Origin of the sequence: Arthrobacter celericrescens (assembly GCF_003614925.1) — a bacterium.
Classification (GTDB): Bacteria; Actinomycetota; Actinomycetes; order Actinomycetales; family Micrococcaceae; genus Arthrobacter; species Arthrobacter celericrescens.
Map to the genome: position 1 here is coordinate 1 of NZ_QYLP01000081.1, position 22,126 is coordinate 22,126.

Consider the following 22,126-nt stretch of genomic DNA (forward strand, 5'->3'; position numbering starts at 1 on the left):
CCCAGCGCGACGGCGGCTCCACCCCGGAAGGAGTGGAGCCGCCGTCGCGCTTTTCGCAACTCAGACGAGCACGTCGCCGTCCCTGGCGACGACCCGGCCTCCGGAGAGCGCGAGCCTCCGCTGCGGGCAGCGGACAAGCACGTCCGGCACGTTCTCGGCGTCGAGGAGCACGATGTCGGCGCGTGCACCGGCGACGAGGTCGTGCTGCTCCCGTCCGACGAACGGGGCGCCGTGCTTCGTCGCGTACTCGACGGCAGTGGCGAGCTTGTCGTCGTGGCGGAACCCGTGCAGGCGCGCGAAGGCAAAGGCGACGCGCAGCAGGTCCCCGTCGCCGAACGGCGACCACAGGTCGCGGATGCCGTCGGTGCCCAGGCCCAGCGGAACGCCGCGTTCCCGCATCCGCTGCCAGGGCAGCGGCGCGGTGCCGCCCATCGCGACTGTGGTCCAGGAGATACCCGCCTCGGCGAGGCCCTCGACGATCTCCTCCTGCACAGCCGGCTGCAGCGTGCCCATAGCAAAACCGTGCGAGATGTTCACCCGGCCCTGCAGGCCGGCGTCGATCGTCCGGCGGATCACCTGGCGGTACTCGTAGGCGCCGAGCGAGCCGAAGTCGTGCAGGTGCAGGTCGAGGCCGACGCCGCGCTCGACGGCGATCTGGAACAGGCCGTCGAGCTGGCCCTCGACGTCGCCGTCGATCGTTCCCGGGTCGAGCCCGCCGATGCTGTCGGCCCCGGCCTGGGCTGCCTCGTCGAGCAGCTGCATCACGCCCGGCCGGCGCAGCACGCCGTCCTGCGGGAACGCCACCGTCTGGACCTCGATCGCCCCGTCGAGTTCGGCGACGGCGGCCTGCACCGTTTCGAGGCCCTTGAGTCCGATGCCGAGGTCGACGTCGATGTGCGTGCGGGTGGCGGTGGTGCCGTGACGAAGGAACTCGCGGAGCACCGCGGCGGCCGAGTTCGCGTTCGGGATGTCGTAGTTCCCGCGCTGGGCGCGCTCGTTCGCGATCCAGCCCTCCACGGTCGGGTGGTCGGAATAGGTGTAGGGCACCCACGGCTTGCCCCACCAGCTCTTGTCGACGTGGGCGTGGGTGTTGATGAAACCGGGGATGGCCAGCAGCCCGCCGCCGTCGAGGTCACCGGATTCAAATGCACCCGAGGCGGGTGCGAGCCCCGTGATGACGCCGCCGCTGATGGTGACGTCCGCGGCCTCGGCGCCCCAGGGGCGGACGTTCCTCAGGGTGAACTTCTTGTCAGTCATTCTGGTCTTCTTTCTTCTGGGTCTCAGTGCACGTGCAGGTCTCAGTGCACGCGGCGGAGGAAGGCCGCCGTGCGCTCGTGCTGCGGGTTGTCGAGCACCTCGCGCGCGGGGCCGTCCTCGAGCACGCGGCCCTGGTCCATGAAGACCACCCGATCGGCGACTTCGCGGGCGAAGCCGACCTCGTGCGTGACGACGATCATCGTCATGCCTTCCTCGGCCACCTGCCGCATGGTCTGCAGCACCTCGCCCACCAGTTCGGGGTCCAGGGCGCTTGTCGGCTCGTCGAACATCATGAGCCGCGGCTCCATGGCCAGCGCCCTGGCGATCGCCACGCGCTGCTGCTGCCCGCCCGACAGCTGGCTCGGGTACGAGGATTCCTTCTCGGCCAGGCCCACCTTGGCCAGCAGTTGGCGGGCGTGCGCAACGGCCTCTTTGCGCGGGCGGCCCAGGATCCTGGTGGGGCCGTAGGTGACGTTGTCGAGGGCGGTCATGTGCCCGAACAGGTTGAAGTGCTGGAACACCATGCCGATGTGCTGGCGGGCCTTGGCCACGCGGCGTTCGCCCTGTTCGTAGAGCTGGCCGCCGTGCACCTCATGGCCGATCCGTTCGCCGTTGACCTCGATGACGCCACCGTCGACCGGGTCGAGGTGGTTGATGCACCGCAGCAGCGTGCTCTTGCCCGAGCCCGACGGGCCGAGGATGCAGACGATCTCGCCGGTGCGTACCTGGATGTCGACGCCGCGGAGCACGTGGAGGTGCCCGAGCCACTTGTGTACGCCGTCGATGCGCAGCATCGTGTCCGTTGCAATTCCTGCGGGGGCTGTTTGCGTCATGGCGCACCTCCGGTGGTCGTGGTGGTTGCCGCCGCACCGGCCGGCGAGTGCTTGCGCGGCTTGCGGGAGCCGGGCTGCGAGGCGTTGAAGCGGCGCTCGAGGAAGTGCTGGCCGACGCCGGCGATGGTCACCAGGATCAGGTACCAGAGCACTGCGACGATGAGCAGGGGCAGGATCTTGAAGTTCTGCCCATAGATGAGCTGCACCCTGGTCAGCAGGTCGCTGCCGCCGATGACCGAGACGAGCGAGGTGGCCTTCAGCATGCCGATGAACTGGTTGCCGGTGGGCGGGATGATGACCCGGATCGACTGCGGCAGCACGATGCGCGCCAGCGCCTGGTTGCGGGTGAGGCCGATGCTCACGCCCGCGTCCGTCTGGCCGGCGGGCACCGAGATGATGCCGCCCCGGATGATCTCGGCCATGTAGCCCGATTCGGCGAGGGAGAGGGCGATGAGGCCGGCGGTGAAGCCCGAGATGAGGCTGTTCGTGTCCTGCCCAAGGATCTTGGGGAAGAGCACCGCCAGGTTGAACCAGAGCAGCACTTGCACGAGCATCGGAACGCCCCGGAAGAACCAGACGTAGCCGCGGCCGATGATGCTCGCCACCTTGTTGTTGCTCTGGATCATCAGGGCAATGACGAAGGCCAGCACAATCGAGATCAGCATGGCGAAGATCGCCAGCTGGATCGTGACGCCGACGCCCTCCAGGACCACCGGGTTGAACATGTACTCCCAGGTGACGCCCCACTCCATGTTGGGATTCTGCGCCTGGGACTGGATGAAGAGCGCGAGCAGGGCGATCGCGACGAACCCGGTGACGATCTGGCCGTACTGGGGGCGCCGCTTCGCACGGATGGGCGCCCCCTGCACGGCAGGCTCGTCGCCGGGCTGGCGCACGTAATGCGCCCGCGCGGTCAAGGCCGGCGAGGACGAGTGGTTCAGCTCCGACATGATCACTTCTGCGCCAGGTTGATGCCAGGGGTGTCGAGATCGATGACTTCGACGTCCCACTTCTTCAGGACCTCGTCGTAGGTGCCGTCCTCGTGGATCGCCTTGAGGGCGGTAAGGAAGGCGTCGCGGAGCCCGGTCTGCTTCTTGTTGAAGGTCATGCCGAGGTAGACCTTCTCCTCGAAATCGACGGGAAGCGACTCGAGCTTGTCGCCGGTCTCGCGCTTGATGACCGAGACCGCCATGTCGGGCCAGAAGATGGCATCGATACGGCCCGAGGTGAGCGCGAGGTTCTTGTCGCTCGAGTTCGGGAAGGAGATGAGCTGGGTGGCGGGCTTGCCCTTCGCGATGCATGCCGCGGCCATCTGCTCGACGAGGCGGTGGGCGTCGGAGCCCTTCACGTCGCCGATCTTGACGCCGCAGCCGCCGTCGACGGCGCTGGTGATGCCCTTGGGGTTGCCTTTCTGGACCATGAAGACGGTGCCGGCCCACTGGTAGTCGATGAAGTCGACCTGTTCCTGCCGCTTCTTGCGGTCGGTCATGCCGGCGATCGCGGCGTCGAATTTGCCGCTCTGCATGCCGATCAGGATCTGGTCGAAGGGCACCTTCTCCCACTTGACCGGGATGCCGAGCTGCTTCGCCATCGATTCCATCAAGTCGACGTTGTAGCCCTGGATGCCGGTGGCGCCGGCGGGAGTGAAGTTGGCTGGCTCGAAGTCGGGCTGGGTGGCAACCGTGAGCACCCCCTTGTCCTTGACCTTCTGCGGCAGCAGCTTGAAGAGGGGCGCCTTCTCGTCGACGGCGGCAGGCTTGGCCGATCCCCCGGCGGCCGTGGCCGTGGAGCCGGAGACTCCGCAGCCGGTGAAGGCGAGCACGGCGAGGCTGCCGGCTGCGAGGGTGGCCGCAGCGCGGCGTGCAAAGGTGGTGCGGTAGAACGACATTGTTCTTGCCTTTCGGGCGAGGTTCCGCGGGATGCGGAACGGGTTGGGGAAGAGGCGAGCGGGGTACCGCTCGCCGGGGCCAGGGTCAGCTTGCGCGCACAGGGCTCCCGTGGCGCGCGACGACCTTGCCGCGTTTCAGCACAAGCCGCCGCGGCGGCCTGGCTGCAACCGCCTCACCGATGCTCGCGGCATCGATGAGGAAGAGATCTGCGGGCGCACCTGCTTCGATCCGGGCAGGTTCCCGCCCGAGGGCGATCGCTCCGCCCCTGACGGTAACGTCGAATGCCGAGGCGATCTGCTCGTCGGTCCGGAAACCGTTGCGGTAGGCGAGGTGAAAGGTGCGGTCGAGCATGTCGCCGTTTCCATACGGGCCCCAGAGGTCCCGCACGCCGTCGTTGCCCGCGCCGACATTGACGCCGCGCCCCCGCAGCTCGGTGACCGGCAGCACCGGGGTGTTGTAGACCGTCGCCGTCAACAGGGAGATCTTCGCTTCGGCGAGGCCCTGGGAGATCCGCTCGGACTGGGCACGGTCGACGTCGACGATGGCCACGCCGTGCGAGATCGCCACCCGGCCCTCCAGCCCGTGGCGCAGCACCCGCTCGATGATGAGCTCCATCGTGTGCGCACCGAGGGTGCCGCGCTCGTGCAGGTGGATGTCGAGCCTGGTGCCGTAGCTCTCGGCGAGCCCGAAGACCAGGTCGAGGTGGCGCACCGAGTCGCGCTCCAGCGCAGCGGGGTCGATGCCGCCGAGGCATCCGACCAGCCCCTGCTGCAGGGCCGACTCGAGCAGTTCGGCCGTCCCGGGGTTGGTCAGGAGCCCGCCCTGCGGGAAGGCGACCTGTTCGACGTCGATCATGTCGGCCAGCTCGTCGGCGGCCTCCGCGACGAGCTCGAGTCCGCGCAGCCCGATGTCGGGATCGACGTCGGTGTGCGTGCGGGCGAGGGTTGTCCCGGCGGCGGCCATCTGCCCAAGCAGCGCCCGCACGCCGTCGCGGCTTGGCAGGCCGAGTTCCGCACGGCCCCGCTCGCCGTTCGCGATGCGGTCCTCGAGGACCGGCCCCGCGGAATGCGGCACCCAGCCGCGGCCCCACAGCGTCTTGTCGACATGGCAATGGGCGTCGACCATTCCCGGCAGCGCGAGCGCACCGGTGCCGTCCTCGCGCACTGCAGCACCTGCGTCGATGACGCCGGCCGGCTCGATCCGCGCGATCCGGGCCTCCTGGATGAGCAGGTCGACCGGCGGAGCTTCATGCGCCAGCCGCACGCGCTCGATGAGCATGTCCCGCATCCCAAACCTCCCGTTGTTGTGACGATCGTCACCTCAAGTCGATACAGTCACAGTAAGGGATTCTGGTATTCCAAAGCAATACCCAATCTTGTGAAGATTGATAATTTCCGGCGGATTACGACCAAACACACGACGGGAGGGGTGTGCAAGATGAGAATTGGAATACCAGATGCGGATTCAGGGAACGCGGAAGCGCTGACGTGGGCCCCTCATAGCGGGGCCTCGATCACCGGCGCAGGGTCTCGGAGGGCAGTTCGCCGAAGGCTTCCAGGTACATGGCGGAAAAGCGTCCCTGGTGCGAGAAGCCGCAGCGCTCCGCAATCGAAACGATGCTCTCCTGCCCGGGCTCCCCTTCAAGGAGCATCTCACGGGCCCGATCCAGCCTGACCCGCCGAAGCAGCTCCAAAGGGGTTGCCCCGACTTCGGCGCGCAGGGCCAACTGGAGGGTGCGGACGGAGACACCAAGGTTCTCTGCCATGTCCGGCACCGCGAGGTCCTCGGATGCGTGCCGGTCCAGAAGCTCGCGGAACCGCCGGATCAGTTTGCTCTCGGCACCCGGGTTCCGGACGTCGCCGTCGGCAGGTTTGTTCTCCATGGCCATCAGCAGCCGCGACAGCATGGTGTCCGCAAGGAGGTTTTGGACAAAGGCGGGAGCCCCGCGGCCCGGCTCGCTGATCATGTCGTCGTGGAGTTCGACGACGGACCTGAGGAACGCGCGCCCAAGGGAACCGTTGAGGTCCATCGCGTAGCCGAGGTTGACGCCGCCCTGCGGGCTCTCCCCATAGAGCCGCTCCGCCACGGAGGCCAGTGCCAGGCGCCGCACGTAGACAATCAAGTGAGGTGTTCCGGCATCCCAGGTCATCGAGAACGGTCGGTCGACCGGCGGAACCGTGGCCAGCTTCGGGCTCGACTCGACGACGTCCTTGCCTACCTGCATGAGGGCGTGGCCGGAAAGTGGAATCTGGACCAGATGGAAATCCTCCAGGCCCTCCGGATTGATGCGCACCTCGGCGCCGTAGTCGAGGTACTCGATCCCGACGTCGCCGCGGTGCAGCGACCGCAGTTTCATGTCAACCGACGTCCCCCGGGCTTGCGGCACGAGATCATGCCGGCAGAACAGCTCGGCAATCTTCTGGTGTGCATCCTCGACGTCCGAGGTGGTCACCGTCGGGCGCCCTCGGAGGACGTCACGAGGAAGGATCCTCACCATCGCGCACCTGACTTCCAGGGGTTTCGCTTTTTGGATGAGCCCTGCGCCATGTGGATATACCGGGCTTCGGGGTGTGAATAGAGTCACTTTTAGATCAAGTATGACGCACGTCATAGAAATGCAATAACGACGACAGAGGGAGGTGGGCAGCGATGAAGAACATCAGGCTGGTACACGAACGCCGGCTCGAATGGGAACGAACCCATCCGAAGCCCGCGCCGAGGCCCGCGGCCAAGTAGCACCTCCCGCATGACAGAAAGTCGTCCACCACAAGCGTTGATCCAATTCACCACGAAAGGTTTGGCCATGTCAGGACTCTCAGGCAGGACAGCGATCGTCACAGGCGGCGTAACGAAGATCGGCCGCGGTGTTGTCACGGCGCTCAGCGAGGCAGGCGCCACGGTTGTCGTAGCGGATATTGATGCCAATGGCGGCGCCCAGATCGACGCCCCGGGAAACGGCGTCAGCTTTTTGCACATCGACATCACGGACGACGCGGCCGTTTCCCGGCTGGTCAGGGACACCGCAACCCTGCACGGCGGAATCGATATCCTGGTCAACCTTGCCTGCACCTACAAAGACGACGGCGCAGGATCCACCCGCAGCGACTGGCTTGAAGCATTGAACGTCAACCTGGTCAGCGCGGTCATGGTGAGCGCGGCCGCACGCCCCTATTTGAAGGCCTCGCAGCACGGCGCCATCATCAACTTCACCTCGATCTCCAGCTCTGTTGCCCAGACCGGGCGCTGGCTGTACCCCGCCAGCAAGGCGGCACTCGTCCAGCTGACCCGAAGCATGGCCGTGGATTTCGCCGACGACGGCATTCGGGTCAACTCTGTAAGCCCGGGCTGGGTGTGGAGCAACATCATGGACTCCCTCACCAACGGAAGCCTCGAGAAAACGGATGCGGTGGCAGCACCCTTCCACGTCCTGAAGAGGGTCGGCCGGCCCGAAGAAATCGGTGACGTCGTCGCATTCCTCGCCAGCGACAGGGCAAGCTTCGTGACAGGCGCAGATTGGGCCGTGGACGGAGGCTATTCCGCCCTGGGTCCCGAGCGCGCCGAAGAAACCATTCCATTGCTCGCTGCCGAAACGAGGTGAGCGCAGGTGAACGACGTCAGGATTGCCCATCTGGCCCTCGCACACATGGGCCTCCTTGGTTGCGGGCGAATCCATCCCAAACCAGCCCCCAGGCCGAACCAAGTAAGTGCCTCCCAACCCGTCCACGGATGCAAGGACAGCAAGAAGACAAGGACAACAACATGACGCAGCGCCATATCACCATCGTCGGAGCCGGCCAGTCAGGCCTGCAGCTGGGAATCGGGCTCCTGGACGCGGGATACCACGTGACCACGGTCTCCAACCGCACCGGCGACGAAATCTACGAAGGCAAAGTCTCGTCCAGCCAATGCATCTTCCATGACGCGCTGGAAAACGAAAGGAAACTCGGGCTCGATTTCTGGCCGGAAGCACCGACCGTCGACGGGATCTCGTTCACCATCCCGCATCCCGACGTCCCCGGAGAGAAGGCCATCAACTGGGCATCCGGGCTGGCCAACCCGGCGAAATCCATCGACCAGCGGGTCAAATTCCCCAGGTTCATGGAGGAATTTGTGGCCCGCGGAGGCGAGCTCATCTTCGAAGACGCCGGCGTGGAAGACCTCGAACGGTACACCCTGAACTCCGAGCTGGTGATCGTGGCCGCGGGCAAGGGCGAGATTGCCCAGCTTTTCACCCGCGACGCAGCCCGTAGCTTCTACGATGCTCCGCAGCGCGCCCTGGCCCTGACCTACGTCAACGGGCTGGATCCCAGGCCCGAATTCTCCGCCGTCTCCTTCAACCTCATCCCGGGGGTCGGCGAGTATTTCGCTTTCCCGGCCCTGACCAAGACCGGTCCCTGCGAAATCATGGTTTTTGAAGGGATCCCCGGTGGACCCATGGACTGCTGGAAAGGCCTGTCCGCCGAGGAACACCTGGAAACCTCCAAAAGCATCCTCAAGACGTTCCTTCCTTGGGAAGCTGCGCGCGCCGTGGACGTCGAACTGACTGACCCCAATGGTTTCCTGCAGGGCCGGTTCGCTCCCACCGTCCGCCACCCCATTGCCACGCTGCCCAGCGGCCGCAAGGTCCTTGGCCTGGCAGACGTCGTCGTCCTGAACGATCCCATCACCGGACAGGGTTCCAACAACGCCAGCAAGTGTGCTGCCTCGTACCTGCAGAGCATCAAGGAACACGGGGACGGAACCTTCGACTCGGAATTCATGCAGGCGACCTTCGAAAAGTACTGGAACTACGCCCAGCACGTTGCGCAGTGGACGAACGCCCTCCTTGCTCCCCCGCCGCCGCATGTACTCCAGCTCCTTGGTGCAGCCGGGCAGTCCCCCGAAATCGCCAGCCGATTCGCCAACGGCTTCAACAATCCGCCGGACTTCCAGGAGTGGTTCATGTATCCGGACAAGGCTGCGGCCTACCTGGAGAGCGTGAACTCTGTCGCAACGCCCTGACGCTCCGTCTTCATCGTTCCCATCCCGCACGAAGGAAATTCCAAAATGCGAAAGATCGCAATAATCGGCGCCGGTGAATCCGGTGCGCAGCTGGCCTTGGGCCTGCAGCGTGAGGGTTACGCAATCACCCTGGTCTCCGACCGCTCGGCAGCCCAAATCCGCACGGGCAAGGTCATGTCCAGCCAATGCATGTTTTCGACCGCCCTCGCTGCGGAGGCGCAGTTGGGTCCGGCGCTGGCGGGCCTCTATGACGGTGGAACCGTCCCCGGGATCAACGCCCTGAGGCTGCATGTTGAGGGGGCTTCGGCCGACGATGCGATCGACTGGGAAGCTCCCCTGGCGGGTACGGCCCACTCAATCGACCAGCGGATCAAGAGCGCTGCCTGGATCGAAGCTTTCGTTGCCGCCGGCGGTGACTTCAGGATAGAGAAGGCCACCCCGCGAATGCTGGAGGATCTCTCACGCGACTATGAGCTCGTGATCGTCAGCACCGGAAAGGGGGAGATCGGCCAGATCTTCCCGAAGGACAAGTCGAAGTCTCCCTTCGACCGGCCGCAGAGGGTCCTTGCGCTCAATTACGTCTCGACCGCCGTCGAACAGCCCGGGCAGCGCGGTGACAGTATCCGCATGTCCGTAGTGCCCGGCGTCGGCGAATTCTTCACCTTCCCCGGGCTGACCGTGTCCGGACCATGCCAGATGATGGTCTTTGAAGGCGTTGTGGGCGGACCGATGGACCGCTGGGCCGACGTGGGCACGCCGGAAGAGCAGCTGAAGCGCTCACTGGAGATCCTGGACGAGTTCTTCCCCCACGAGTCGAAGAACTTCTCGGAAGCAAGCCTGACGGATGATGGCGCGACCCTACTGGGCCGGATCACTCCTACGGTCCGCTCCGCGGTCGGCGAGCTCGGGAACGGAAAGCCTGTCTTCGGGCTGGGAGACGCCGTCCTCCTCAACGACCCGCTCACCGGCCAAGGATCGAACAACGCAACCCTGGCCGCCCGCTACTACCTTGACTCCATCCTTCGCCGGGGCCAGCAGCCGTTCGACAGGGATTGGATGGAACGGACCTTCGATGAATTCTGGCGCGGCTGGGGGCAGTGGGCAGTCGCCTGGACCAACGACATGCTCAAGCAGCGGCGGGACCACCAGACACTGGCGCTGGGCGAGGCCGCGGCCCACCCCGGACTCGCTGCAGGCATTGCCGAGGGCTTCGATGATCCCCGGACCTTCTACCCTTGGTGGTTCGATCCCGCGGCGGCAGCCGAGTTCGTGCAGGCGCAGAAGGAAGAAGATTCGTCGGCCTTCGACCTCAAGGACTTCAGGAGTGCCCTCGGGCAGTTCGCCACCGGCGTCACCGTGGTTACTACCGTTGGGGCTGACGGCCGGAAGGTCGGCATGACGGCCAACTCCTTCACCTCCGTTTCGATGGAACCCCCCTTGGTCCTGTGGTGCCCCAGCAGGAAGACGCCAAGCCTTGCGGATTTCGAGGAATCCACCCACTTCGCCATCAACATCCTCGCCAGCGACCAACACGTCCTGTCACGGCAGTTCGCCACGCCGTCAATCGACAAGTTCGCAGGGGCGGAAACCTCGGAGGGAATTGCCGGGATCCCGCTGCTGGATGGCGCAGTGGCCACGTTCCAGTGCAGGACCGTGTCCCGCCATGACGCCGGCGACCACGTCATCTACGTCGGCGAGGTGGAGAAGTATGACAACGCCGGGGGCGCTCCCCTGGTGTTCCACAGCGGCAAGTACCACGCCACTGCCAGCCACCCGGACTTCTAAGGGAGAGGAACGCTCCATGGATGCTTCGGCTGAGATCGCAATTATTGGTTCGGGGATCAACTCCCTGGTGGCTGCCGCGGAGTTGGCCCTCGCCGGGAAGGACGTCTGCCTCATCGAACGCCAGGACAGGCTCGGCGGCTTCATCGATTCGGCGGAGCGGACCCTTCCCGGGTTTGTCCACGACACCTTCTCGTCATGGCATCCCCTGTTCGTCTCGGGAGGAGCCTACGAAGTGTTGGGGCAGGAGCTCCATGCCCGGGGCCTGGAGTACTGCAACACCGAGGGTGCGGTGACGGCCAGTGTGGCCCCCGGCCCCGGGACGGGAACGTCCCGGGTGACCATTGCGCACCGCGATCCCGCGCTCACGGCCTCTGCGCTGCAAACCCCGGGCGATGAGGCGGCGTACCTGGCCATGCTGGCCGATCTCGGCACGAACGCGGGCACCATCTTCGGGGCCTTCGGTGCCGAACTCCGGTCCTTCAGGGAGGTCCTGCGGATCGCCTTCGGCGCCATGCGGCGCGGAAAACTCAAAGGCACCGAAGCCTTTGTGCGGGACTCCGTCATGAGTGGCCGCAACTACCTCAGAAGCCGCTTCGACGGCTGGGAGACCGACCAACTCTGGGCGCCGTGGCTGCTTCATGCTGGCCTCGGACCCGACCAGTCCACGGGAGGTGTCATGCTGCCGGTCATGGCCTTGAGCATGCATACCTACGGGCTTCCAGTGGTGAAGGGCGGCGCATCCAATTTTGTCCGGGCCTTTGAGTCTCTCTTGCTGGACAAAGGCGTTCGGATTCTGTTGGACACCGAGGCCGAAGAAATACTGGTCGACGCCAAGGGAGTCTCGGGCGTGAAGACCTCCCGCGGCGTGGTGCAGACGCGGACGGTGCTGGCCAATGTGTCTCCCCAGGCCCTCTACGCAGGGTTGCTCCGGGAGCCACCGGCCGGAGCGGCCGAAGCAGCGGCGCGCTACCAGAACGGCCGGGGGGCGATGCAGATCCACCTTGCGCTGGGCAAGCCTGTGGCCTGGCTGGATCCGCGCTTGGATGCCGTTCCCCTGGTGCATCTGAGCAACGGCTCGGACAGTACGGGGATCGCCTGTGCGCAGGCCGAGGCAGGCCTGCTGCCCGCGGAACCCACCGTCGTCGTCGGTCAGCAGTGCGTCCTCGATGCGTCACGGGCGCCCGCCGGGCAGGCGACCCTCTGGCTGCAGTTGCAGGAAGTGCCCTTTGATCCGACCGGGGATGCCGGAGGGCAGTTCAACGTCGACGGCGGCTGGACCCAGGTGCTCAAGGAACAGTACATGGAGCGTGTCCTGGCCAGGCTCGAACAGTTCGCCCCCGGCACGCGGAACTCCGTCCTGGCCTGGGACATTCTTTCCCCCTCGGATCTCGCGGCGGAGAACCCGAATGCCGTAAAGGGCGATCCCTACGGCGGATCCGCGGAGCTCTTCCAGAACCTCCTCTGGCGCCCGTTCCCCCAGGCCGCCAACCACAGGACTCCCATCAAGGGGCTCTGGCACATTGGTGCGTCCACCCACCCCGGACCCGGACTGTCCGGCGGATCGGGCCATCTGGTGGCCCAAAAGCTGAAGTAGACCCACAATCAAACCCGACAGGAGAACTATGTCTGTTCTGCAGGGGCTCGTTGCAGCCCTATCAGATGGCTCCGTGCAGGTCATCGACCTCACCACGCCCCTCAGTGGTGATACGCCGATCCTGAACCTGCCCCAACCGCTCGCAAATACCGTTGGACTCTCGCTTACCCCGGTGAGCAATTTCGACGACGCCGGACCCGCCTGGGCCTGGAACGATGTCACCGTGGGTGAACACGCCGGGACGCATCTTGACGCTCCCGTTCATTGGATCACCGGGCGGGACGGAAAATCCGTGGACGAGATCGAACCTTCGCGCCTGGTCGGCCCGATCGTCGTCCTCGACAAGAGCGCCGAGGCCGCCCGGGACCCCGACTTCCTGCTGGAGCCCGAACACTTCGAAGAGTGGCAAAGGGACCACGGGCAACTGCCCGAAAACTGCTGGGTGATTTTCAGGACCGGCTGGTCCGCCCGGGGCGGCAACGCTGCCGAATTCGTCAATGCCGACGAGGACGGACCGCATACGCCGGGTGTTTCAGTCGCCTGCGCCAAGTGGATGGCCGGCAACGATCGCATCAGCGGGTTCGGCGTCGAAACGGTAGGCGTCGACGCCGGCCAGGCCGCGGCCATGGACCCGATGTTTCCGGTGCACTCGTTCCTCCTCGGTGCGGACAAGTACGGGCTCACCTCGCTCCGCAACGTGGAGCGGCTCCCTGTCACGGGCGCCACGCTTGTGGTCGCGCCCTTGCCGATTGTTGGCGGCACCGGCAGCCCCGCCCGCGTCTATGCGTTGGTGGAGGGGGCATGAGCATGGAAGTACGCGTAGCAGATCTTGTCGGCAGGACGCTGGCCAGGCTCGGCGTCGGTCACGTCTTCGGGGTTGTCGGGAGCGGAAACTTCGACGTCACCAACGCCCTCATCCACGAAGGGATTCCCTACACTGCCGCGAGGCATGAAGGGGGCGCCGCGACCATGGCCGACGCCTATTCCAGGATGTCGGGCAAGGTTGGTGTGGCGACGACTCATCAGGGCTGCGGGCTGAGCAATGCCATTACGGGCATCGGCGAAGCAGCCAAGAGCCGCACACCCCTCATCGTCCTGACCGCCGACACCCAGGGCGCGGCGGTCAGGTCCAACTTCAAGATCGACCAGGATGCCCTCGTCCGCAGTGTTGGTGCTGTTCCCGAACGGATCCATTCTGCGGAGACCGCGATCGCCGATACGGTCAGGGCATTCCGCACCGCGGTCAACGAGCGCCGGACCGTGGTCCTCAGCCTGCCCCTGGACGTGCAGGGCGCAACAGCGGCGGACCTGGTCCACACTGTCGAGGTGCGGGAAGCTGCCCGGATCCGCCCTGATTCAGCGTCCGTGGAGAAGCTTGCGGCCCTCATCTCGAAGGCCCGGCGTCCGGTATTCGTCGCAGGACGGGGAGGACGGGGCGCCCGCGAAAACATCCTGGCACTGGCCCGGCACGCCGGAGCGCTCGTTGCGACATCGGCGGTGGCCAGCGGGCTGTTTAACGGCGACACGCACAATCTCGGGATTTCCGGAGGTTTCTCCTCGCCGCTGACCGCGGAACTTATCACGGACGCTGATCTCATCGTCGGCTGGGGGTGCACGCTGAACATGTGGACCATGCGTCACGGCAGGCTGATTTCCCCCGGCACCACGGTGGTGCAGGTCGACGTCGAGGACGCGTCGTTGGGTGCCAACAGACCAATCGCCCTCGGCGTGCTGGGCGACTCCGCCCTCACCGCTGACGATGCCCTGGACGCCCTGCGCAGGATCCAACCCGCCCCGGCGGAAAAGTACCGCACGGAACAAACCGCCCTCGACATCAAGCAGCGCGCGCGATGGCGCGACGTGGAAACGCCGGACCTGTCCACCGCGGCGTCGATTGACCCGCGCGTGCTCAGCCGGGAACTCGATTCGATCCTCCCCGCCAACAGAATCGTCGCCGTCGATTCCGGAAACTTCATGGGCTACCCCAGCCAGTATCTGGCGGTTCCGGATGAGTTCGGATTCTGTTTCACGCAGGCTTTCCAGGCCATCGGCCTTGGACTGTACACCGCAATCGGCGCAGCCATTGCGCAACCAGGCAGGCTGCCTGTCCTCGGCGCCGGCGACGGCGGATTCCTTATGGGCATCAGTGAGCTGGAGACCGCCGTCCGGCTCAAGCTGCCGCTGGTCTGCGTCGTCTACAACGACGCCGCGTATGGCGCTGAGGTCCACCATTTTGCCGAAAACCACGGCCCGGGGGACCTGGCAAGCGTGTCGTTCCCCGAGACCGACGTCGCGGCGATTGCCCGCGGGTACGGTGCGGACGGGGTTACTGTCCGGACCCTTGAAGACCTGCAGCCGGTGCGGGATTGGGTTTCGGTCCTGCATGAGGGAAAGCAAGAGCGGCCCCTGGTGATCGACGCAAAGATCGCTTCGGACGGCGGAGCATGGTGGCTGGCAGAGGCCTTCCAAGGCCACTGACGCAGCCTCTTGGGAATGCAGCCCCCTGGGAACGCGGAAGGGTCCGGGACTCGCGGAAGCGAGTACCGGACCCTTTGCTTTGAGCTTTAGTTTGCTCCCACGACGGACATTGCATAGCGCCGCGCCTTGGGGCCCAGGAGCGCATGCATCTTTGCGAAGAGCTCCTGTGCCGCAAGGCCATGCCAGTTTGCCGGGAGGTACTCCTCCGGAAGGCCGGGATCCATGTAGGGGAGTCTCCGCCATTGGGTAACCATGGGAACGTAGTCCGCGAAGGCTTGCCGCAGGAGGTCAGTGGATTCGGGTTCGTCGGCTTCGAGCCGCTCCCACCGTTGCAGGATGGGTTGATGCCGTTCCACGAACTCCTGGTACAACGCTTCCAGCGACGGCAGGTCCCACCATTGGCCCACCTTTTCGCGGATGTGGCTTTCAGTGAGGTGTGTTGCCTTGAACAGGTCCACGTAGTCCATGAGTCCGGCGCGATCGAACTGCTGTTCCACTTCGTGTGCCAGGTTTCCGGGAGCGATCCACAACCCGGGCGAGACCTGGCCGCAGCCGGCGCGGGTCAGGATGGTGCGCAGCTTGTGCCTGAGGTGCCGCTGGGACTCGGGCACCGAGAAGGAGGCCAAGAGCCAGGCGTCGCCTTTCTTGGCCCGGCGGGGAGCGAAGATCCGTTCATCACCGGCCGTGAAGATATCCTCAAGGTCCGGCGACAGCTTATAGGCAGCCAGGCCATCCCGCTTCAAACTGACCAGGACGCCACGCTTTTTCAGCCGCGACACCGAGGAACGCACGCCGGCGGATTCAACGCCCAGGTCGCCGAGCAGCTGGATCAGGTCGGCGACGGCAAAGGTGCCGTCTTGGTTGCGGGCGTACAGGCCGTAGACGGTGACAATCAGGTGCTGATGGCGGGGCATCGGGGTAGCGTCGGGGACGACATCGGCTGTGGCCATTCAGCACTACCTCAGACTGTGGTGGTTCGGGTTTCCATGACAGTCCTAGGCTACATCGCGGACTGCTCGAGGCCTCCGCGGCAATGCCCGGCGGGCCGCTGGTCAGATGTAGATCAGGCCTGCCCACGGCACGGTGACCGGTTTGGTGCCACCGAACACCGCTTTGAATTCTTCCTCGAGCAAGGCGCGCATGGACACTTCCTGGGTGTCTTCCTGGGTTTCATCCGAGTATGAAGCGGACATCTTTGACTCCTCAGCGGTCCTGGATGACGGCGATGCCCTGGATCTCGATCATGGCTTCCTTCTGCCACAGGCGGCTGATGCCGATTCCAGCCATCGCGGGATACTCCGATCCGGCCATTTCACGCCAGATCCGGCCAATCTCCTTGCCGTTCGCCATGTAGTCATCCACGTCCGTCAGGTAAATGGTGACGCTCACGAGGTCTTCCGGCCGGCCTCCCGCTTCCGCGAGGGTAACCAGGACGTTCGAAAAGGCCTGACGGAACTGGTTCACAATGCCACCCGGCACGATCTGCATGTCCGCATCCAGTGCAGTCTGGCCTCCCAGGTACACGACATTCCCGGCAAGGATGCCGTGTGCGTAGCCAGAGGGCTTGGGCAGCGATGAAGGGTTGACGGTCTTCTTGGTCATGATGTTCCTCCTTGAAAGCGGTATCCGGCGGCCTTGGCAAAAAGACCCTTGTTGGGCCGTTCCCACCGTGCTACCTTGAGGATATGTGACGACCGTAAAAAAGTCGACATATCAAAGCTTGGGAAGGGAAACCCGACTCGGTTCCTGCGGGACGGACAGCCCTGATCCCCGAAATCGCAGGCCGCGGACGATCCGCGCAATCCCGTCGCTCCGCGACCATCAAGGAGTAAAGACCATGACTGAATTGACTGAATCCACCACGTACCGCACCGAGGGTGACAACTCGATCTACGCCGGCGCTGACGGCAAAGTGGTCCCTGTTGTCACCCGGGCCGGGCAGGAAGACACCAACACCGCCCAGTCAGGCGACTGCATCCGGGTGTCCGGCGTGTCCATCCAGCACACGCCCGCCACGAAGATCTGGTTCGGCCAGGTCTCAAACGTTCCCGGCTACCGCTCGCTGCCGCACCACCACGGCGAAGCCGAAACCGGCGGCTACGTCCTCCGCGGGCACGGCCGCATCTACTACGGCGAAAACTACTCCGAGTACAAGGACATGGAAGCCGGAGACTGGGTCTTCGTGCCGCCCTTCATGCCCCACGTGGAGGCCAACATGTCCGTCACCGAAGAACTCGTCTGGTTGACCGCCCGCACGCCGGAGAACATCGTCGTCAACCTCGCCGACGTTCCGGACGAGACCCTCGCAGGCTACCGGCGGGCATAGCTCATGACTTCACAAGCGAGAACAGAGGAAGGAGTGGCCATGAGCACCTCTGCCCATGTGGACACCTTTACCCGTGACCACCTGCCGCCGGCCGCGAGCTGGCCGGCCCTTGAGTTCACCCTCCCCGAACTTCAATACCCCGAACACCTGAACGCAGCATGCGTACTGATCGACGACGCCGTTGCCACCCACGGTGCCGACAGGCCGGCCCTGCGCACCCCCGACGGCGAGGTCTGGACTTACGGTGAACTGCAACTCCGGTCAAACCAGGCAGCCCAGGTGCTCACCGAGGACTTCGGTGTGGTTCCGGGCAACCGGGTGCTGCTGCGCGGGCCGAACAACCCGTGGCTCGTTGCAGCCTGGCTGGGCGTGCTCAAGGCAGGAGCCGTCGTCGTGACCACCATGCCGATGCTGCGGGCCACCGAAATCGCCACCCTGATCGAGCTCACCAAGCCGATCGTCGCAATCTCCGACCACCGGTTCGTGGACGAGCTGATTGCCGCGGCCGGCACCGGACTGGAGGTCCTCGCCTACGGGGGATCCGGCATCGGTGACTTCGCCGCCCGCTGTGCCGCCAAGAGCGGCGAGTTCACCGCGGTGGAAACCGCCGCCGACGACGTCGCGCTGCTGGGCCCGACGTCGGGCACCACCGGGGTGCCCAAGGTGACCATGCACTTCCACCGGGACATCCTCGCCATCGCCGACACCTTCGGCCGCCACATCCTGCAGCCCACGGAAGATGACGTCTTCGCCGGTTCACCCCCGCTGGCGTTCACCTTCGGGCTCGGCGGGCTGGTCATCTTCCCACTGCGGTTCGGCGCCTCGGCGCTGCTGACCGAGCGCGCCACCCCCGTCGAACTGGCGGAAGGCGCCGCGGCTGCCGGCGCCACGATCCTCTTCACCGCCCCCACCGCGTACCGGGCCATCCTCAAGGCCGAACGCGGGGAGCTGCTCAGCCGCTTGCGGATCGCCGTCTCGGCCGGCGAGCACCTGCCGAAGGAAACCTGGCAGGCTGTCTACGAGGCCACCGGCGTCCGGCTCGTGAACGGAATCGGGGCAACCGAAATGCTCCATGTGTTCATCTCCGCCGTCAGCGAAGACAGCCGGCCCGGCGCAACCGGAAAAGTCGTCCCGGGGTTCCGCGCCACCATTTTGGACGACGCCGGCGCTGAGCTGGGTGCCAACCAAGCCGGACGGCTCGCCGTCATCGGCCCCACCGGCTGCCGGTACATGGACGACGACCGCCAAAGCAAGTACGTCTCCCAAGGCTGGAACCTCACCGGCGATACGTTCATCCGGGACGAGGACGGCTATTTCATCTACCAGTCGCGCTCGGACGACATGATCGTCTCCTCCGGCTACAACATCGGCGCCCCTGAAGTGGAGGCCGCGATCAACCAACACCCCGACGTGATGGAGAACGCGGTGGTGGGCAAGCCCGATCCCGAGCGTGGCAGCGTGGTCTGCGCCTTCATCGTCCTGCGGGAAGACGTCGAGGCCGGCGCGGCGAAGCAGAAGGAAATCCAGGACTTCGTCAAGCAGACGATCGCCCCCTACAAGTACCCGCGCGAGATCCGCTTCGTCGCTGAACTCCCCCGCAATCCCAGCGGCAAGCTGCAGCACTTCAAGCTGCGGCAAAGCCTCGAAAACTCCAACGACCAGCTGGCCCACGCGGCAGCACTCCAAGCCTAGAAGGGATCCTTCCATGAAGATCGCAATCGTCGGAGGCGGCCCGGGCGGGCTGTACTTCGCAGCACTGATGAAGCAGCTCGACCCGTCCCACGACATCACCCTCTGGGAACGCAACGCCGCCACGGACACCTTCGGCTTCGGCGTCGTGTTCTCGGATGAAACCCTGGGCGGCATCGGCAATGCCGATCCCGTCGTCGCGGAGTACATGGGCCGCCGTTTCGCCCGCTGGTCAGACATCGACATCCACTTCCGCGGCGAAATGATCACCGTGGGCGGCCAGGGCTTCGCCGCGATGAGCCGCAAGGAACTGCTGGAACTGCTCCAGCGCCGCTGCATCGAACTGGACGTCGACGTACGGTTCAGCACCATGGCACCGCCCATCGAAGAACTCGAAGCCGGCTACGACCTGGTGCTCGCCGCCGACGGCGTCAACTCGCAGATCCGCGCCAAGTACGCCGACTCCTTCGGCCCGGACCTGGACCCGCGCACCAACAAGTACATGTGGCTCGGAACGGACCAGGTGTTCGAGGCCTTCAAGTTCTTCGTGAAGGAAACCGAGTGGGGCGTCATGCAGATCCACGGCTACCCGTACTCGGACGAGGGCTCCACCTTCATCGTCGAAATGCACCAGGACGTCTGGCACGCGGCAGGCTTCGACGAGACCGCGAACCAGGTTTTCCCTCCCGGCGTCTCGGATGAGAAGGCCATCGCCAAGATCCGTGAGATCTTCGCCGAGGAACTGGATGGCTACGAGGTCCTGTCCAACAACTCCAAGTGGCTGAACTTCAACACCGTCCGCAACCAAAGCTGGCGCCACGGCAACGTGGTCCTGCTGGGCGACGCCGCCCACACCGCCCACTTCTCCATCGGCTCGGGCACCAAGCTCGCCATGGAAGACTCCCTGGCCCTGGCCGCCTGCCTGCACGAACACCCGGACGTCGAGTCCGCGCTGGCTGCCTACGAGGCCGAACGCCGTCCCGTGGTCGCTTCCACCCAGCGTGCCGCACAGGCCTCCCTGGAATGGTTCGAGCGGATCGGCCAGTACAAGGACCAGCACCCCACCCAGTTCGCCTTCAACCTGCTCACCCGCAGCCGCCGCATCACCCAGGAGAACCTGCGCCTGCGCGACCCCGAATTCGCCGACGCCGTGGACCGCCACTTCGCCGAATCCCAGGGCCTCACCGAGGTAGCGCCGGCGATGTTCCAGCCTTTCCGCGTCGGCGGGCTGGAACTGAAGAACCGAATCATCGTTTCGCCCATGGACATGTACTCCGCCGTCGACGGCGTCCCCGGCGACTTCCACAAGGTGCACCTGGGTTCCAAAGCCCTCGGCGGCGCCGGCCTGGTCATGACCGAAATGGTCTGCGTCTCCGAAACCGGCCGCATCACCCCCGGCTGCACCGGCCTCTACACCGACGAACAACGCGACAGCTGGAAGGAAATCGTGGATTTTGTCCACGCCCGTTCCACCGCCAAGATCGGCGCGCAGCTGGGCCACTCGGGCCGCAAGGGCTCCACCAAGCTCATGTGGGAAGGCATCGACCAGCCCCTCGAATCGGGCAACTGGGCCACTGTCGGCCCGTCGGCCCTGCCGTATGGTCCGGACAACCAGACCCCGGCGGAGCTGGACCGCGCCGGCATGGACGCCATCCGGGATGAGTTCGTTGCAGCCGCCCGCCGTGCGGAGCAGGCCGGTTTCGACCTCCTCGAAATCCACGCCGCGCACGGCTACCTGCTGTCCTCCTTCCTCTCGCCGGTCTCCAACCAGCGGACCGACGAATACGGTGGCAGCCTGGAGAACCGGCTGCGGTTCCCCCTGGAAGTGTTCGACGCCGTTCGCGCGGCCTGGCCCGCCGGCAAGCCCGTGACGGTGCGCATCTCCGCGACCGACTGGATCGAGGGTGGAAACACCTCCGACGATTCCGTTGAAATCGCCCGGGCGTTCGTGGCCCACGGCGCTGCCGGGCTGGATGTGTCCACCGGCCAGGTGGCCAAGGAAGAGAAGCCCGCCTTCGGCCGCAGCTACCAGACGCCGTTCGCAGACCGCATCCGCCAGGAGGTCGCCGAACCGGCAGGCGTGGCCGTGATCGCCGTCGGCGCCATCTCCAGCTACGACGATGTGAACTCGATCCTGCTCGCCGGACGCGCGGACCTGATCGCCTTGGGCCGCACACACCTCTACGATCCGCAGTGGACCCTGCACGCTGCAGCAGAGCAGGAGTACCACGGCCCCGGTGCACAGTGGATCCCGCAGTTCCGCGCCGGCCGCCGCAAGCCGCCGAGCTCACGCACCGATGCCGTCCGCCCGCGCCTGTCCCTCCTCAAGGAACCCGACACCGAAACCACCAACAACCACCTGCGCTGGACGCCGGCCTCCAACACCATGGAGCTTGAGATCGCATGAGACTTGCCACTTTACGCACGGACAGCCAGCGCACGGGCGGGAACGGCACGACGGCGGCACTCGCCTTGGGCGGCGACCGCTACCTGCCGCTGCCGGCCGCCGACGCCGGAGCCCTGCTCGCCGTCGACGGCTGGCAGACTCTAGCGGAGGAAGCCCTGGCGGCCGACACCGCGGCGCCGGAGTCCGCCGTCGTCACAGTACCCGCGAGCGGCCTGGCAGCGCTGCTGCCCAGTGCCGGAAAGGTGATCTGCTGCGGCCTGAACTACGGCGACCACATCCAGGAGATGGGCCGCGAGCTGCCCGCCTACCCCACACTGTTCGCGAAATACGCTGACACGCTCACCGGACCATCGGACACCATCCAGGTCCACGGCAGCGAGCGGGTCGACTGGGAAGCCGAGCTCGCCGTCGTGGTCGGTGCGGAACTGTTCCGCGCGGACGAGGACGAAGCGCGGCGGGGCATTGCCGGTTTCACGGTTGCCAACGACGTCTCGATGCGGGACTGGCAGAACCGGACCCTGCAGTGGTTCCAGGGCAAGGCCTTCGACGCGACCACCCCGCTCGGGCCCGTGCTGCTCACGGCGGATGAAGCAGAGGGCGATTTCGAGGTCCGCGGCTACGTCAACGGGGAACTCGTGCAGCACGGCAACACCGCCACCCTGGTGTTCGGCCCGGCACGGCTGCTCTCCTACATCTCGCAGTTCACCGTGCTGCGTCCCGGCGACCTCGTGCTCACCGGCACTCCGGGCGGGGTCGGCATGGGCATGGTCCCGCCGCGCTTCCTGCAGGACGGCGACGTCATCACCACCGAAATCGACGGCATCGGCCGGCTCGAAAACCTCATTCGAATCAACACCAAGGAGTAGG

Annotated in this window: 19 protein-coding genes; 10 read left to right on the top strand and 9 right to left on the bottom strand. The window is 65.6% G+C overall.

From position 1 onward, the window contains the following. Positions 1-60: 60 nt before the first annotated feature. From D3654_RS13890 to D3654_RS13915, 6 genes are all read right to left on the bottom strand, one after another. Positions 61-1,257 carry an amidohydrolase gene (locus D3654_RS13890; protein ID WP_120522079.1) on the bottom strand — a complete coding sequence of 399 codons (1,197 nt, stop codon included), beginning with the start codon at positions 1,255-1,257 and terminating at the stop codon, positions 61-63. Positions 1,258-1,298: 41 nt separating this feature from the next. Next, entirely contained in the window at positions 1,299-2,090 is a 792-nt protein-coding gene (locus tag D3654_RS13895) for an amino acid ABC transporter ATP-binding protein (RefSeq protein ID WP_120522080.1), read from the bottom strand. Next, positions 2,087-3,040, bottom strand: coding sequence for an amino acid ABC transporter permease (locus D3654_RS13900; protein WP_120522081.1), 954 nt, complete (start codon positions 3,038-3,040; stop codon positions 2,087-2,089). Before D3654_RS13900 ends, D3654_RS13895 begins: the two co-directional genes overlap by 4 nt. 2 nt (positions 3,041-3,042) lie before the next feature. Continuing rightward, complete coding sequence (locus tag D3654_RS13905) at positions 3,043-3,978, bottom strand: ABC transporter substrate-binding protein (RefSeq protein WP_120522082.1); 936 nt, start codon at positions 3,976-3,978, stop codon at positions 3,043-3,045. An 85-nt stretch (positions 3,979-4,063) separates the two neighbouring features. Beyond that, the gene (locus D3654_RS13910; RefSeq protein WP_205571812.1) at positions 4,064-5,266 is read right to left on the bottom strand and encodes an amidohydrolase; all 1,203 of its coding nucleotides are present in this window, start codon (positions 5,264-5,266) and stop codon (positions 4,064-4,066) included. A 226-nt stretch (positions 5,267-5,492) separates the two neighbouring features. Continuing rightward, positions 5,493-6,431 carry an AraC family transcriptional regulator gene (locus D3654_RS13915; protein ID WP_245413241.1) on the bottom strand — a complete coding sequence of 313 codons (939 nt, stop codon included), beginning with the start codon at positions 6,429-6,431 and terminating at the stop codon, positions 5,493-5,495. A 351-nt stretch (positions 6,432-6,782) separates the two neighbouring features. Here D3654_RS13915 and D3654_RS13920 point away from each other — a divergent pair, with 351 nt between their 5' ends. The 6 genes from D3654_RS13920 to D3654_RS13945 all read left to right on the top strand — a co-directional run bounded on the left by D3654_RS13920 (position 6,783) and on the right by D3654_RS13945 (position 14,837). Then, the gene (locus D3654_RS13920; protein WP_120522084.1) at positions 6,783-7,577 is read left to right on the top strand and encodes an SDR family oxidoreductase; all 795 of its coding nucleotides are present in this window, start codon (positions 6,783-6,785) and stop codon (positions 7,575-7,577) included. Positions 7,578-7,738: 161 nt separating this feature from the next. Beyond that, positions 7,739-8,980 carry a styrene monooxygenase/indole monooxygenase family protein gene (locus D3654_RS13925; protein WP_120522085.1) on the top strand — a complete coding sequence of 414 codons (1,242 nt, stop codon included), beginning with the start codon at positions 7,739-7,741 and terminating at the stop codon, positions 8,978-8,980. A gap of 45 nt (positions 8,981-9,025) precedes the next feature. Continuing rightward, a complete protein-coding gene (locus D3654_RS13930) occupies positions 9,026-10,765 on the top strand; it encodes a flavin reductase (protein ID WP_120522086.1) in 1,740 nt (579 codons plus the stop codon). Positions 10,766-10,781: 16 nt separating this feature from the next. Continuing rightward, on the top strand, positions 10,782-12,359 hold the full coding sequence (locus tag D3654_RS13935; RefSeq protein WP_120522087.1) for a phytoene desaturase family protein: 1,578 nt from the start codon (positions 10,782-10,784) through the stop codon (positions 12,357-12,359). Positions 12,360-12,387: 28 nt separating this feature from the next. Beyond that, on the top strand, positions 12,388-13,164 hold the full coding sequence (locus D3654_RS13940) for a cyclase family protein (RefSeq protein ID WP_120522088.1): 777 nt from the start codon (positions 12,388-12,390) through the stop codon (positions 13,162-13,164). After that, the gene (locus tag D3654_RS13945) at positions 13,161-14,837 is read left to right on the top strand and encodes a thiamine pyrophosphate-binding protein (protein ID WP_120522089.1); all 1,677 of its coding nucleotides are present in this window, start codon (positions 13,161-13,163) and stop codon (positions 14,835-14,837) included. The genes D3654_RS13940 and D3654_RS13945 overlap by 4 nt, the downstream gene beginning before the upstream one ends. Before the next feature lie 86 nt (positions 14,838-14,923). On the opposite strand, the gene D3654_RS13950 is transcribed toward D3654_RS13945, so the two are convergent. From D3654_RS13950 to D3654_RS13955, 3 genes are all read right to left on the bottom strand, one after another. Continuing rightward, positions 14,924-15,787, bottom strand: a complete 864-nt coding sequence (locus D3654_RS13950) for a PaaX family transcriptional regulator (RefSeq protein ID WP_120522090.1) — start codon at positions 15,785-15,787, stop codon at positions 14,924-14,926. Positions 15,788-15,889: 102 nt separating this feature from the next. Continuing rightward, positions 15,890-16,030 carry a hypothetical protein gene (locus D3654_RS20515; protein ID WP_162943742.1) on the bottom strand — a complete coding sequence of 47 codons (141 nt, stop codon included), beginning with the start codon at positions 16,028-16,030 and terminating at the stop codon, positions 15,890-15,892. Positions 16,031-16,040: 10 nt separating this feature from the next. Beyond that, positions 16,041-16,439, bottom strand: coding sequence for a RidA family protein (locus D3654_RS13955; protein ID WP_115787096.1), 399 nt, complete (start codon positions 16,437-16,439; stop codon positions 16,041-16,043). Positions 16,440-16,674: 235 nt separating this feature from the next. On the opposite strand from D3654_RS13955, the gene D3654_RS13960 reads away from it, so the two are divergent. The 4 genes from D3654_RS13960 to D3654_RS13975 are packed head-to-tail and all read left to right on the top strand — an operon-like array spanning position 16,675 to position 22,125. Then, positions 16,675-17,163: a cupin domain-containing protein gene (locus D3654_RS13960; RefSeq protein WP_425359422.1), complete on the top strand. Its 489-nt coding sequence runs from the start codon at positions 16,675-16,677 to the stop codon at positions 17,161-17,163. A gap of 39 nt (positions 17,164-17,202) precedes the next feature. Continuing rightward, positions 17,203-18,855, top strand: a complete 1,653-nt coding sequence (locus D3654_RS13965; protein ID WP_425359423.1) for an AMP-binding protein — start codon at positions 17,203-17,205, stop codon at positions 18,853-18,855. A 13-nt stretch (positions 18,856-18,868) separates the two neighbouring features. After that, positions 18,869-21,259 carry a bifunctional salicylyl-CoA 5-hydroxylase/oxidoreductase gene (locus D3654_RS13970; RefSeq protein ID WP_120522092.1) on the top strand — a complete coding sequence of 797 codons (2,391 nt, stop codon included), beginning with the start codon at positions 18,869-18,871 and terminating at the stop codon, positions 21,257-21,259. After that, entirely contained in the window at positions 21,256-22,125 is an 870-nt protein-coding gene (locus tag D3654_RS13975; RefSeq protein WP_120522093.1) for a fumarylacetoacetate hydrolase family protein, read from the top strand. Before D3654_RS13970 ends, D3654_RS13975 begins: the two co-directional genes overlap by 4 nt. Position 22,126 lies beyond the last annotated feature (1 nt).